The sequence below is a fragment of the Rhizobium sp. B21/90 genome (assembly GCF_019355815.1).
Taxonomy (GTDB): Bacteria; Pseudomonadota; Alphaproteobacteria; order Rhizobiales; family Rhizobiaceae; genus Rhizobium; species Rhizobium rhododendri.
Window position 1 is genome coordinate 1,877,050 of sequence record NZ_CP072162.1, and the last position, 14,892, is coordinate 1,891,941.

7 protein-coding genes and 1 riboswitch are annotated in these 14,892 nt (G+C 63.7%); of the genes, 2 read left to right on the forward strand and 5 right to left on the reverse strand.

Features of this window, described 5'->3' with window-relative positions:
• Positions 1 to 130: 130 nt before the first annotated feature.
• The 5 genes from pbpC to J5278_RS08945 all read right to left on the reverse strand — a co-directional run bounded on the left by pbpC (position 131) and on the right by J5278_RS08945 (position 12,602).
• On the reverse strand, positions 131 to 2,215 hold the full coding sequence (pbpC, locus tag J5278_RS08925; protein WP_209187485.1) for a penicillin-binding protein 1C: 2,085 nt from the start codon (positions 2,213 to 2,215) through the stop codon (positions 131 to 133).
• Positions 2,215 to 7,677 (reverse strand): alpha-2-macroglobulin family protein, encoded by a 5,463-nt coding sequence (locus J5278_RS08930; protein WP_209183984.1) that lies wholly within the window; start codon positions 7,675 to 7,677, stop codon positions 2,215 to 2,217. Before J5278_RS08930 ends, pbpC begins: the two co-directional genes overlap by 1 nt.
• A 175-nt stretch (positions 7,678 to 7,852) precedes the next feature.
• Complete coding sequence (locus J5278_RS08935; RefSeq protein WP_209183983.1) at positions 7,853 to 9,721, reverse strand: glycoside hydrolase family 15 protein; 1,869 nt, start codon at positions 9,719 to 9,721, stop codon at positions 7,853 to 7,855.
• Between the two features lie 123 nt (positions 9,722 to 9,844).
• Complete coding sequence (locus tag J5278_RS08940; protein ID WP_209183982.1) at positions 9,845 to 10,699, reverse strand: oxidoreductase; 855 nt, start codon at positions 10,697 to 10,699, stop codon at positions 9,845 to 9,847.
• 112 nt (positions 10,700 to 10,811) lie between these two features.
• Positions 10,812 to 12,602: a chloride channel protein gene (locus tag J5278_RS08945; RefSeq protein ID WP_142823093.1), complete on the reverse strand. Its 1,791-nt coding sequence runs from the start codon at positions 12,600 to 12,602 to the stop codon at positions 10,812 to 10,814.
• A gap of 165 nt (positions 12,603 to 12,767) precedes the next feature.
• Positions 12,768 to 13,159: riboswitch (cobalamin riboswitch) on the forward strand.
• A 151-nt stretch (positions 13,160 to 13,310) separates the two neighbouring features.
• Between J5278_RS08945 and cobU the strand changes: the two genes are divergently transcribed.
• Both cobU and cobW read left to right on the forward strand, forming a co-directional pair.
• A complete protein-coding gene (gene cobU / locus J5278_RS08950; protein ID WP_209183981.1) occupies positions 13,311 to 13,835 on the forward strand; it encodes a bifunctional adenosylcobinamide kinase/adenosylcobinamide-phosphate guanylyltransferase in 525 nt (174 codons plus the stop codon).
• Between the two features lie 64 nt (positions 13,836 to 13,899).
• Complete coding sequence (cobW, locus tag J5278_RS08955; protein WP_247749142.1) at positions 13,900 to 14,886, forward strand: cobalamin biosynthesis protein CobW; 987 nt, start codon at positions 13,900 to 13,902, stop codon at positions 14,884 to 14,886.
• Positions 14,887 to 14,892 lie beyond the last annotated feature (6 nt).

The following is a 14,892-nucleotide window of genomic DNA, read 5'->3' on the forward strand; positions in this document are numbered from 1 at the left end:
TCGAGTCGATGAGAGCGAGTGACTTTTACCGCAAAAAGCCCCATCGCGGCGCTGACGCGCCGCAGGTTGTTGACTGCCAAATTTACGGGGTGGATGAAACCCATCGATCGGTCCCAGCAGCGAACTGCCGCTACTGCAGAAACACACCCACCGTTGCGGCGCGGCCGGCGGCGTCGATGACTGTGAGGGTGGAATAACCATCGCCGTCGGGTGTCCATTGGCTGACGCGGTTGCGGGCGATGGCGGCGAGGGGCTTGCCGTTGGCGAGCCACCGGAAGGGCGCGCGGCCGCCCTGCAGCTTCAGCACCAGCGGCATCATCAGGCCGTCGCTGGTTTCGCCGAGTTCGACATGGGCGCCTTCCGGCGGATAGACGATCTGCGGGGCAGGCTCTCGGGTCGTGGCGGCCATAAGGCCGCTGGCATCCATCGAGAAGCGCCGCTGGCTGATCGGCAGCTGCGCCTGGGCGATGCGCACCGCGCCGATCGGCGCTGACGGCAGCGGCGTGATGCCGACGCCGGATTTTGCGAAGGCCTGAAACAGGATGGGCGCTGCGGAGGCGTAGCCGGTGAGGCCGGGGACTGCGCCATTGTCGGGACGGCCGACCCAGACGCCAAGCACATAGCGGCCATCATAGCCGACGGACCAGGCATCGCGGTAGCCGTAGCTGGTGCCGGTCTTGTAGGCGATGCCGTGCTGGGCGCTGCCGGCGGGTGCGATGATGCCCGATAGCACATCTGCGACATTCCAGGCGGCAACGGGCTCCAGCAGCGGCTGGCTGTCCACGACTTCGGGCTTGTCGACGATGCCGTCGCCGAGTTTCACCGGATTGCTGCGGTTTGCGAGGCCGGCGTAGAGCTGCACGAGGTCCTTCAGCGTCATGCCGAGCCCGCCGAGGCCGATAGCGAGCCCGGGCGTTTCATTCGCCGGCAGTACCGGTCGCACATTGGCGCGGCGGAAGCGGACCAGCAGCCGGGATGGCCCGACGGCATCGAGCACGCGGACGGCCGGGACGTTGAGGGAGAGTTGGAGGGCCTGGCGGACGGTGACGTCGCCCTGGTAGGTGGTGTCGAAGTTCTTTGGCCGGTAGCCGAAGAAATCGGCGGGCCGGTCCTCGATGATCGTTTCCTGGGAGAGCAGGCCTTCCTCGAAGGCGAGCCCATAGATGAATGGTTTCAGCGTCGAGCCGGGCGATCGGTTGATCCGTGTCATGTCGATCCAGCCGGAGCGGCTGGCGTCGAAATAGTTGGCGGAACCAACCTCGCCGACGATTTCGCCGGTGCGGCTGTCGGCCATGACCATGGCCAGCGATACTTTTGGATCGAGCCTGGCTGCAGATTCGCGGGCGACGGCTTCCAGCCCTTGCTGGATGCTGCGCTTGAGGGTCGTGTGGTGCTGGCCGACCGACGGTTCTTTTTTGAGGGCCGCCTCGGCGAGATGCGCGGCATAGGCCGGAAGTTGCAGCCGGCGGGCGGGGATGGGGCTGAACTCGGCGCGCCCGGCCTCGCTGTCGCCGACGATCTCGGCCACGGCCATGCGGGTCAGCACCCGTTTTCGTGCAGCCTCTGCCGCCTGCAGATGGCGGTCGGGCCGGCGCTTTTCCGGCAGTTGCGGCAGCGCCACCAGCAAGGCCGACTGGGCCACTGTCAATCGCCGGGGCTCCTTGCCGAAATAGGCGAGGCTTGCGGCGCGGATGCCTTCGAGGTTGCCGCCATAGGGGGCGTGGGTGAGGTATAGGTCGAGGATCTCGGTCTTGCTTAGCCGGCGCTCGATCTGGATGGCGCGGGCCAGCTGCAGCAGTTTTGCCCCGAAGGTTCGCTCGGGGCGCGGCTCGATAAGCCTTGCCACCTGCATCGAGAGTGTCGAGGCGCCGGAGACGATGCGCCCGTGGGTGACGAACTGAAGGGCCGCCCGCCCCATGGCCACGATGTCGACGCCGTGATGCTCGTAAAATCGCCGGTCCTCATAGGCGACCAACATGCGGACGAACTGCGGATCGACGTCGGCAGCTGTCGTCTTAAGGCGCCAGCGACCCTGCGGCGTGGCAAAGGCGCGCAGCAACTGGCCATCGCTGTCGAGCACCTCGGCCGATGTCACCATGGCCTTTTCAAGCGGCGGCGGATAGGCCTTGTCGGCTGCCTCGAGGCCGAGGCCAGCCGCCAGCGCCAGAAGCAGCGATGCCGATGTGCCGATGCCGAGGGTGCGCCAGAACCGCATTATTTTGCTGCCTCGACCTCCATGCGGCCCGTCGCCGTGCGGGCGAAGAACTGCGGCCGGTACATGTCCTCGACATTGGCGCCGGGCATGTCGTAGGTGCCGGGCGTCACGGCGCGCACGACGTAGGCGAGTGTTATCTCGCCCGTTTCGTCGGCAGCGCGATCGACGGCTGCGGCAAATCGGTCGCTGCGGAACTCGACATGGGCCGGATTGACCTCCTGCAGGAAATCGAAGTTCGACAGCTGGGCGCTGTTGACCAGCCCCGGATTGTCGATCTCGAAGCCCGCAGGCAGGAGGTCGGTGATCATCATCTTCGAAGGCCAGTTGTTGGCTTCGTTGACCTTCAGGACGACGACGTAGCGCTCGTTCTGCTTGACCTGGCTGATATTCGCCTCCTCGCCACCGAAGGTATAGAAGCTGCGTTCGATCGTGAATCCCTGGCTGCTGGCGGTCAGCGGCTGTTTCGGCGCAGCGATGGTGGTGACGGTGGCGGAGATCGGCTGGGCCGTCTGGTTGGTGACGGTGATCGGGTGTGCCAGCAGTTCGTCGCCGGTCAGGCGAGCATTGTAGGCACCCGTATGGGGGGTGCCGTCAATTGCGAGCTTCAGGTCTTCATCGCCGGTCTGCAAGGCGCGGGCGGCAAGCAGCATCCAGGTCTGCTCCTGCGTGCTGGTGTTGCCCTTCTTCTGCCATTCGCGCACGACGAGCTTGGTAAGGTCCGAGACGATCGGGGGCACCGGTCGGGCTGCAGTTGCAAGCGCCAGCACGGCGGCACCGTCGCGCAACGACGAGCCGTAGTCGGAACGTACGAAGCTGACCTTGGTCTCGGCATCCTTCTCCGCCGTCTGCATGGCATCCAGGAAGGTGTTGCGCGAGCGCTGCGCATCGCTGTAGAGGGCGAGGGCCGCGGCAATATGCGCCTTTGCGAGCGGTGTCGGGAAATTCGACAGCATCGTGTCGGCGTAATAGCGCAGGTCGCTGATCGCCGCCTTGCGGTTGCGGGCGAGAACATAGACCGCGTAGGAGATCTCGTTGCCGTTGTCCTTGATGTTGGCGTCGATGCCGACCGCATTCTGCAGGTTGTCGAGCGCCTGCACCATGGCTGCATCCGGCACGTCGAATTTCTGCTCGCGGGCGCGGGTCAGGAAGTCGGTGATGTAGGCGTCCAGCCAGAGATCGCCGGAGCCGGGGCTCCAGAGCCCGAAGCTGCCGGACGAGGACTGGTTGGCGAGCACCTTGTAGATTGCGTCCTGCACGCGCTTGCGAACATCGGGATCGTCGGGCATGCCGGATTTCTTGGCGAGCTCACTGAAATAGAGCAGCGGCATGGCAAGGCTGGTCAACTGCTCGGTGCAGCCGTAGGGATACCGGTCGAGGCTCATCAGCAGCGCCGGGATATCGAAGCCCTGGGCGCGGGCGACATTGAGGCTGACGGAGGCGCCCTGCAACAGGCTGTCGGCCAGAAGCTCGCCGTTGACGGTCAGGCTTGCGCCTGCCGCAATCGTCAGCGGCCGGGATTCGGTGACAGGGAGGGACGACGGACGGACGGGAATGTCGAGCGATTGCTCGAGCGACAGGCCGTTCGGGCCCGACAGCTTGATCGAGACGACACCGGCTCCCGGCTGTGCGCCGGTCAGCGGCAGGGTCAGGGCGACCTTGCCACCTGCTGCCAGCTTTAAGGTCTGCGACGCATCCTTCATGGCGATGCTGACAGCCGGGTTGCTGGTGACCTGTACCTGGTAATTGCCTTCCGGCGCATCGGTGTTAGCGATGTCGAGCCGCAGGCGGCTGGCGTCGCCGGGGGCGAGGAATTTCGGCAGGCTGGCGGTGACGACGACGGGGTCGCGGATGACGACGTCGGTGCTGGCATGACCGACGCCGTGCTTCGACCAGGCAACAGCCATGATACGAGCGGTGCCGTTGAACTGCGGAATGTCGAATGTGATGTTGGCTTTGCCCGATGCATCGAGCTTGACCGGGCCGGAGAAGAAGGCGACCAGCTTTTCGGTCGGAGGACTGCCCTGTAGTGCCACCGCCGCGCCATCGCCACCGGTGCGAATGGTGCCCATGGCGCCGAGCGAGCCGTCGATCAGCCGGCCGTAGAGGTCGCGGATTTCAAGCCCGAGCCGACGCTGGCCGAAGTACCAGCCATCGGGATCCGGCACTTCGTAGCGCGTCAGGTTGAGGATCCCGACATCGACGGCTGCGACGGTCACATAGGCTTCTTCGCCTATACCGGCACCGGCGACTTCCACCGGGATGACCAGAGGCTGGCGTGGCAGGGTCTTTTGCGGCGGCGTCAGCTTGACGGACAGTTTTCGCTGGGCGGGATCGACCTTCAGCCATTTCACGCCGATGGCTCGCATCGGCATGTGGCTGTCCTGCGCATCGCCCGAACGGAAGAGGGTGGTGGTGACGTAGGCGCCGGCGCCAAAAGCCTCGGTCACCGGAATGTCGATCTCGCCACCGCCGGCCGCAATGCTCGCCGTCTGGGTCGAGACAAGGTTTTCGGTGCCGATGGTGACTAGCACTTCGCCGGCAAAGCGTGGGGAAATCTTCAGCTTGGCGGTGTCACCGACAGCATAGCTTTCCTTGTCGAGGCCGACTTCGAGGGCGTCCGGCGTCTCGGTCGAAGATGCCGCAACGTACCAGCCGGCGTCGAACTCGACGCTGGAGGCCGGGCCATCGACGGCAGCGGTTTCGATCTCTAGACGATAGCGCCCAAAAGCGACGGGAACTGCGATTTCGGCGCCGTTTTCGGCTGTCGCATCAATCGTGCCGTTGGCGACCAGCTTCGTCGAATTCACCGGCTCATACTTCCATCCGGAGCCGTCGCGGTACCACTGGTAGTTCTGCTCGATACTCAGCAGTTTCCAGTTCAAACCGGACATCGCCTGCTTTTTTGCATCCCGGTCGATGGAGATGACATGGAACTTGCCGATGGCATTTTCGCTGAGATTACCGTCGAATTCCGGCTTGATGCCGATCATCGGTCCCTGCGCCTTGACCGGCAGCGTCAGCGACCGCTCGACGGCACGGCCGCCGGCTTCCTGCATGCGCAGCGTGATATTGGCATTCAACAGCTGTGTGGTGGAAGGCAGCGTGGCGAGCGAAACATCGAAGGTCTCGTGGCCCTGGTCGTCGACCGGCTCCAGGCCTTCGAGAGGCACCTTGGTGTCCTCGCTCGCCTGCTCGTCGGCAAGCCCGAACAGATAGCCGGGGAAATCGGCGCTTTCGCGCGTCGTCTTCAGCGCGACGTCACCTTCGATGATGAGTCCGGCAGCAGGCGCGCCATAGAGGTAGCGACCGTCCACCGTCACTGCGGCGGGCGCATCGAGGTCGATGGTCGTTGCCTCGCTCTTCAGATCGAACTCTATCCGGTCCGGCACGAAATCATCGACCAGAAACTGCTTTTCGCCAATCGCCGTGCCCTTCGGGTCGGTGAACACCTGCATCGTCCAGGTGCCGCGCATGGCGTTTGTCTGCAGGGGCAAGTCGATCGTATAGCCGCCGAGCAGGCCGCCATTGCTGACGACGCGGCGATCCTCGACGCCATCTGGCCGGTTGAAGATAAAGGTCAGCGGCAGGTTCTCGATAGCCGCCGAGGCGCTGTCGCGGGCGAGCACCGAGGCGTGCACCGTCTCGCCGGCGCGGTAGATGCCGCGTTCTGTCCAGGCGAGCACGTCGATGGCGCCGGGCGTCTTGCGGCCCGTGACGCCGCGATCCGACAGATCGAAGCCGGCGCGCGTCATGTCGAGGAACACATAGTCTTTATCGCCGTCCTTGGCGGTGATGACGGCAGGCGTCATGGCCGCCGTTCCGCGCATCAGGCCTGCGGTAAAGGTGGCATGGCCGTTTTCATCGGTCTTGGCCGTGCCGAGGATTTCATTGTTCTTGGCGAGCAGCTGCAACTCGATGCCGGCCAGCGGCTTGGCAGTGGCAAGCGAGCGGGTGAAGACGCTGAGGCCATCGGTGCCGGCATAGGTGGAGAGACCGATATCCGAGACGACGAACCATTGTGTCGCCTGGGAATCCCATTCCTGGCCGCCGCCGTTCTGCACGGTTGCGGTCATCACGTAGATGCCGGGCTTGCGCTGCGGCAATGCCTGGTCGACCGGGAAGCTGGTGACGACGTCCTTGTTGAGATCGGACTTGATGTCGATGGCGCCCTGCCACACCAGTTCGCCGGATTCATCCTGCAGGCGCTGGGCGCTGTAGCCATCCAGTTGCGTCAGGAACTGCGAGGAGGTGAGCAGCGGCGCGATGCCACGGTCGCCGATCCGGTAAAGTTTCAGATTTGCTGTGGTCGCGTTGACGGAGACGAGCGGGATGCCGTGGCGAACGGTTTGCGGCAGCACGAAGTTGTCGCCGGTGAAGTGCACCGAGGCGGTGCGATCCTTGACGTAGATGCTGACGTCGGCGGTCTTTTCTAGCGTTTCATCGACCGAGGAGGGCAGGCCGGCGCGAAAGGAGATCTTGTAGCGCTGCCCATGGGCAAGTCCCTCGACGCAGATCTGGTCGTCCTTGGCTTCCATAGCCTTCGGCGTTGCGCCGTCGACGGTGACGAAGGGTGTGTAGTCCGTGCCGCTCTTGATGAGCTTTTCAGAGAACTGCACGCAGGCGCGCGGGGTCGTGCTGTCATTGTCGATGGTATTGGCGAGAATGCGGAAACCCTTGCGGCTTTTGAGGTCGGCATAGGCAGCGGCAACGGTCTTGGAATTGACCAGCGCCAGGCTCGCCTTGTAGGCGCTGAGAGCGGCGCGGGCGTTGTCCGAATTGGCCAGCGACGCCGCGAGCACTGCGAGGGCGTCGGCGCGGCTCTCCTTGGTCCGGGTCAGCTGATAGCCGTTCAACGCGGCAATGGCGGCCTGGCCGGCGATTTCAGTATTGTTCTTGATGCTGTTTGCTGTACGCGCCGTTTCGATCCAGAGGATGGGATCTTCCGGCGTAATGGAGAGGGCGCCAAGAAAGGCTTTTACGGCTTCTGCCGGATTCTTTGCCGATTGCTCGACATGGGCGAGCGCCACCAGGCTCTGGACGCCTTGCGTCTTCTGGTCATCGGTCAGAGCGAGGTTCGCCTTTGCCTTCGCCGCATCGTCGCGCAGCTTGTCGCTGATGAAGGGCAAAGCGGGTGCGGCGCCGATGTCGGGCTGGGCTGTGACTTCGACGATCTTGCCGGCAATGGCGCCCGGAAAATCGTTCAGCTGGTTGAAGTCGGATTTGAGGAAACACCATTTCACCTTCGGATTGTAGGTGAAGGCGCGGCAGGAGCGATCGGCGATACAGGTCGCCTCGCATTGCTCGATTGTCTGGTTCTGGACGGTGCGCAGGTCGAAGCCGAAATAATCGCCGCCGGGGGTGGTCACCACCTGGCGGCTTGCGTCCGCCGCCTGTCCGGGCGCGAGAGAAAGGAAAGCGCCGAACAAAAGAGCCGACAGTCCGATAATCGCGCGCCGTGACATAGCCCATACCCCCCAAGCAGTCAGCCGATGCGGCGCACTCTTGAAACATATCGGCAAATTGTCAATCGCTGAGATGCAACCGCCCTGAAATGAAACACGACAACACACCTTCGGCGCGTTATCCGATAAAAATCAAACTATTCGGGAAGCAGTGACGCTAACAAGCCGTGCCCTTCTATGCCCGCCACTGACCGAATTTGCCATCCAGTGCCCTGTCCAGATAGAAGGCAGCGCTGATGAGGGCGAGATGCGTGAAGGCTTGCGGGAAATTACCGAGGAACTCGCCGCGCGCATCGAACTCTTCCGGATAGAGCTGCAGGTGGTTGCCGTAGAGCAGCAGCTTTTCGAAGTTGATGCGTGCCTCGTCGAGGCGACCAGCGCGGGCGAGGCATTCAACATACCAGAAGGAGCAGGCGGCAAACGCACCTTCCTGGCCGTCGAGGCCATCTTCCTGCTTGTAGCGCTTCACCAGGCTGTCGTCGGCCAGCTGGTCGCCGATCGCATCGAGCGTCGCCAGCCACGCCGGGTCGGTGGCGCTGACGAAACGTACCAACGGCATCAGCAGCAGTGCGCCATCGACATTGGTTGCACCCTTGCCCTGCACGAAGTGGCCGAGTTCGTCGTTCCAGAAATTCGCCCAGATGTCTTCGCTGATCTCGTTGCGCGTCGTCACCCATTTTTCGAAGGGGGCGGACAGCGAGCGCTTTTCAGCCAGCCTAATCGCGCGGTCGACGGCCACCCAGCACATCAGCCGGGAGTGCAGATGCTCGGACGGTTCGTTGCGCACCTCCCAGATGCCGGCATCCGGTAGCTGCCAGTTGTCGCAAACGTAATTGACAAAGCGCTGAACGCCGCGCCAGCCCCGATCGGAGATCGCCTCTCCGTATTTGTTGCTGATGTAGATAGAGTCCATCAGCTCGCCGTAGATGTCGAGCTGGATCTGCTCGGCAGCCTTGTTGCCGACACGCACGGGGCGTGCGCCGCCGTAACCTGCCAGATGGTCCAGCTCGACTTCCTCCAGATCGGAACTGCCGTCGATCCGGTACATGATCAGAAGCTGGCCGTCCCAGTCTTGCTGGGTGCGCGCGCCGGTCCATCGGCTGAAGGCCATTGCCTCCTCCTGGTAGCCGAGCCGCATCAGCGCATAGACCGTGAACGATGCATCCCTGATCCAGGTGGCGCGATAGTCCCAGTTGCGTTCGCCGCCGGGCGCCTCCGGCAGGCCGAAGGTGGCGGCAGCGACCATAGAGCCGTGGCTTAGCGAGGTCATCAGTTTAAGGGCCAGTGCCGAGCGGGTCACGGCATCCCGCCAGCGACCGTGATAGGTCGACCGGGCAGCCCATTTCTGCCAGTAGTTTTTTGTCTCGAGGATGACGCACGACACCTCCTCGGTCTGCATGAGCACGCCGTCGTCGTCTCCGAAGGTGAAATCCGCCTGCTCTCCGACCTTGAGCGTCAATTCCGCCGTCACTCCGCCGTTCATCGGCGTCAGTGCCACCGGTGCGGTCAGGCGCAGGCGCAAGCCGTCCGGTCCGCTGAAGACGGCACCGTGTTCATCGACGGTAACGTCCGGGATGGTGCGGGCGTAGTCGAAGCGTGGCCAGCATTTCAGCCGGATGGTGACTGTGCCGCGCGTGACGGCGACGCGGCGCACGATCCGGCAGACGCTCTCGCCGGTCGTAGTCGGGCTCGGCATCAGGTCGGTAATTTCGGCGCTGCCGGCATGCCCGAGCCAGCGCGTCATCAGGACGTTGGTTTCGGGGACGTACATCTGGATGGTGCGCGCGCCGGCGATATCCGGCGAGAGTTCGAAGGCGCCGCCCTTTTCCGGATCGAGCAAAGCCAGGAAGACGCTGGGGCTGTCGAAGTTCGGCCAGCACAGGAAGTCGATGGCACCGTCGCGGGCGACCAGAGCGGTGGTGCGCAGATTGCCGATGGTTCCATGGTCGGCCACTGGCCGTGGGATGGCGGTCAGGTGGCCTTCGTTCAGGGGCGGTGGCTCATGCTTGCCGATGTCTGTTGCAGCGGACCTGTTGTCAGTCATCCATGCTGTCCCTGTTTTTCGCCACGGCCTATCCGCGACGGCGCAGTAAGGTGGTTTCCGGTCGTCGCTGTGGACGACCGGCTTTTCAAGGGCGGTAAGAGGAATGCCGCCATAGCTGTGAGCTTATTGTTCGGACTCTGGGAAATCTGCACCAATCGATGTGTCGCGCCACTGTTCGACTTCGGCCAGACTGTCCGAAAGCTTTTTCGATACGGCATCGACGCCGAAAGCGCCGAGCACCAGGTGGCGCGGCGGGTGTTCCAGTTCCGTCACCATCATCATCGCCTTTGCAGCCCGAACGGGATCGCCCTTCTGCTTGCCGCTGATGGCTGACGTCGAGGCCATCCGTGCGCCGACGGTCTCTTCGTAGTCGGCGATGCCGGAGACCGTCTGCTGCAACGATCTGCCGGCCCAATCGGTGCGGAATGGGCCGGGCTCGATGCAGGTGACCTTGATGCCGAGCGGCCGGCCTTCGACGGCAAGCGCGTCCGACATGCCCTCGACAGCGTGCTTGCTGGCTGCATAGTAGCCGGAGCCGGGAAAGCCGACGAGACCGGCGACCGAGGTGATGTTGATGATGTGGCCCCGGCGGCGCTTGCGCATGCCCGGCAATACGGCCCGGGTCATGGCGAAGAGGCCGAAGACGTTGGCATCGAACTGGGCGCGGATGGCGTCGTCGTCGCCCTCTTCGATCGAGGCCTGGTAGCCGTAGCCGGCATTGTTGACCAGCACGTCGATCTGGCCGAAGCGTTCTTCGGCGGCCTTGACGGCGGCGGTGATCTGGTCCTTGTCGGTGACGTCGAGGTCCAGCGCCAGGGCGCTGTCTTCGTGACCCGTGACGAGATCGGCGACGCGCTCCTTGCCACGGGCGGTGACGACGGCGCGCCAGCCGCGTTCGAGTACCAATGTCGCGAGTTCGCGGCCGAAGCCGGTCGAGCAGCCGGTGATGAACCAGACGGGCGTGGAGGAGTTTGCCATGTTTGCTTTCGGTGCTTGGGCCGGCAGCGCTACTTGGCACGGTACCGGACGTTATGATGCAACTGAGTTAGAGCGTGGTGCGTACGCGTCAATACTGAAATTGATTGCGGGCTCAGAGTTCGCCTGACTCCTCTCGCCGGCGCCGGTCGAGCTCTTCCGAATAGCGCCGCAGGGTATGGCTTTCCGACAGCTGGCCGATGACCTTTCGCTCGATCAGATTGTTGACCACAGCCAGCGCTTCGCTTTCGGTCTTGTCGAAGATCGCGGCCGCCTGCTTTGCATTCATCTGCGGCTGCAGGAAGTCGTTCTTGTAGCGGATGAAATCGCCAAGGCCGCGATCGCCATCGTCCTGGTCGACGGGGCTGGCGTATATTTCCGGCACCAGCACCATGCCGGCATATTTCTCCGCATCGTCCAGCAGCACGACCCGCTGGGTCGAGCCGATCGGGAAATCATGGCGGAAGTCGGCGATGCTGATGTTGACGTTGGCGCTGCGCACGTCGGGGCGCATCATCCGGGCGACGGTCAGGTTGCGGATCCAGCCGACATCGTGGGCGCTGCGGATGCTCTCGCCCCGAAGGTGGAAGCGCCAGGTGGCAAAGGAGTAACCGAAGGTGGTGCGCACCACGAGCGACGAGGTGATGACGGCGGCAAGCACCAGCGCGGTGATCGGAAAGTCGCCCGTTATTTCCAGCGCCAGGAAGGTCATCGTCAGCGGGCCGCCGATGACTGCTACGGCCAGCGAACTCATGCCGACCACGGCATAGATGACCGGCGTCAGCGTCGCGTGATCGAAGTAGGGCGCGGAGTAGGCGAAGATCTTGCCGAGCAGGGCGCCCATGAACAGCGAGGCGAAAAACAGGCCGCCACGGAAGCCGGAGCCGATCGAAACCGCCGAGGCCAGCGACTTCAGCAGCAGGATGCCGATCAAGGCCGGGATGGCGATATCGCGGCCGAGATTGAGATGCAGCGCACCGTGGCCGGCCGACAGCACCTGCGGCGAGATCAGCGCGAGCATGCCGACGACGATGCCACCGAGTGCCGGGCGGACATACTGGGGGATGGCGCTCTTGCGGGCCAGCTCCTCGATGAAGGAGACGCCCTGCATGAGCAGGATGCCGCAACCGGCGCAGACGGCGCCGAGAAGCAGGGCCGGAATGTAGTCGGCCGGCACGACGCTGCCGAAATCTCCGATGTCGATCATCACGTCGCTGCCGGCGAGCAGGCGTGCGACCAGCGTTGCGACGAGGGCGGAAACGACGACCGGGGTCAGGGTGACGATGGTGTAGCTGCCGATGATCAGCTCGAAGGCATAGAAGGCGCCTGTGAGGGGGGCGCTGAAGGCTGCGGCGATGGCTCCGGCCGCACCGCAGCCGACAAGGGTGCGAAGGTCGCCGCGGCGCAGCTGCAGTTTCAGTCCGAGTTTCGAGGCGATCCCGGCGGCGATCTGCGTATAGCCGGCCTCCAGCCCGACGGATGCGCCGAAACCGTTGGATATGAGGTTCTGGATGGAGACTAGAATGCTATCGGTCAGCGACAGCCGGCCGCCGTGAAGCGCGTTGGCCTCGATCGGGTCGATCATCGGCTTTTTGCGGGTCTTGGAGAGAATGAACAGCATCAGCCCCAGCAGCACGCCGCCGGCAATCGGCGCCAGCAGCAACAACAGCTTGTTGTCGATCACCGCGCTGCTCAGCCTGCCGTCATCGCCGATACCGTAGATCAGCATGTGCATCTGGCGAGAGATCAGGCTCATGGCCGTCACCGCCAGCCCGGACGTCACGCCGACCAAGGCGCCGGCTATGACGAGGCCGACTTCGCTCTGTCGCAGGATCGCGCGCATCCGCCCGGCTTCGAAAAGCGACCGGAGGGTGCGAAAGCGGGGCGCATGGAATCGTTGAAGCATGGCGTTACGCATGAAAGAGAGGCGGTTGTTTAAAGCAGGACGTCTTTACACTGGCAATTGCGACAAAAAGACCGCCGCCGGGAATGATTTCAGCGCCGTTTCAACACATATATGGCAGAAACCGAATTCGTCGATCAGTTGACTTGCATAAGGCGAAGGCCTAATCCTGAACGCATAACGGAAGGTTCCCGCGCCGTGAAAACGGTATGGGATCAAAAGGGAATGTGACCGGGCGGACCCATACAGGGCGCTCCTATCGCAGCCGACCCCGCGACTGTAGAACGGTCAGGGTCTTTCGTCCGGTGTTCCGGGACGACGGGTGATGTTCTGCAATGGTGCAGGCGGGCCTGAAGTCGAAGGCATCGGAAAAGCCACTGGCGTGGCATCATGATTTACCGGGGTGGGACGCCTCTTCATCTACGAATCGTCCGCCTTTTCATGATGACCTGCCGGGAAGGCGAGAGAGACCCGTGATCTCCGGCCGGAACGATATCCGTCGTTTCGGCCGGAGATTGCAACCGTGAGCCAGGAGACCTGCCATCCGTGCCGGGCGAAAAGCCCACCCTTTGGGACGTCGTCCCGCTGCCAGCACGGAGGTTGTCATGGCTGAACGTTTGCTTTTGCGCGTCATTGCGGCGCGCTTGCCTGATCCGAACTGTTGCACGCTTGCAGCTTCGCGCAGAACCGCGTGAGGATCGGAACAACCTGATGTCATCCCCAACATTCGGAACGGCCCTCGTGCTCGGCGGCGCGCGCTCCGGCAAGTCGTCTTTTGCCGAGGCGCTCGTTACAGGCTCCGGCCTCGACCGCCATTACGTCGCCACCGGCCGAGCCTGGGATGCCGAGATGGCGGAGCGCATCCGCCAACACCGCGTCGATCGCGGCGAGGGCTGGACGACGCATGAGGAGCCGCTCGATCTTGTCGGCACACTCGGTGCCATCGACGCGCCCGGCCGCGCTGTTCTTGTCGATTGCCTGACGCTGTGGGTCACCAACCTGATGATGGAGGAGCGCGACATGGCTGCCGCCTTCGCCTCACTCTGCAAATTCCTGCCGGGCGCAAGGGCGCGCCTGGTGTTCGTCTCCAACGAGGTCGGCCTCGGCATCGTGCCGGAAAACCGCATGGCGCGGGATTTTCGCGACCATGCCGGACGTCTCCACCAAATGATCGCGGCTGAGGCCACCGACGTCTATTTCGTCGCCGCCGGACTGCCGCTGAAAATGAAAGGCTGATTCATTGCAACAGAAAATTCCCGCCACCGTCATCACCGGCTTCCTCGGGGCCGGCAAGACGACGATGATCCGCAACCTGCTGCAGAATGCCGGCGGCAAGCGCATCGCCCTCATCATCAACGAGTTCGGCGATCTCGGCGTGGACGGCGACGTGTTGAAGGATTGCGGTGCCGAGAACTGCTCTGCCGACGATATCATCGAGCTCACCAACGGCTGTATCTGCTGCACGGTCGCCGATGACTTCATTCCGACGATGACTCAGTTGCTTGCCCGCAACCCGCGGCCCGACCACATCGTCATCGAGACATCCGGCCTGGCGCTGCCTCAGCCGCTGGTGGCGGCCTTCAACTGGCCCGACATCCGCACTCACGTGACGGTCGATGGCGTGATCACCGTTGTCGACAGCGTTGCCGTCGCTGCCGGCCGGTTTGCCGACGACCACGACGCCGTCAATGCGGCGCGGGCGGAAGATGCCTCGCTCGACCATGACAACCCGATCGAGGAACTGTTCGAGGACCAGCTGACCTGCGCCGACCTCATCGTGCTCAACAAGACAGACCTGCTGGACGCCGCCGGCATTGCGGCCGTGCGTGCCGAGGTCCAGTCGCGCACCGAGCGCAAGCCCCCGATGATCGAGGCTCGCAACGGCGAGGTTTCGGCAGCCGTGCTGCTCGGGCTCGGGATCGGCACGGAGGCCGATGTCGGCAACCGCCTGTCCCACCACGAGATCGAGCATGCCGACGGCACGCCGCACGACCATGACGAGTTCGACAGTTTCGTTGTCGACCTCGGGCCTATCGCCGAGCCGGTCACGTTTATCGAGCGGCTGAAGACAGTCATCGGCCATCACGACGTGCTGCGTCTCAAGGGGTTCGTCGATGTGCCGGGCAAGCCTATGCGGCTGCAACTGCAAGCCGTCGGCAGCCGTGTCGACCATTATTTCGACCGAGCCTGGACGCCGGGCGAAGTCCGCGCGACGCGTCTGGTGGTGATCGGGCTGCACGATATGGACCAGGCGGCGGTACGCAGTGCGATCGAGGTGCTTGTTTGATGGTCT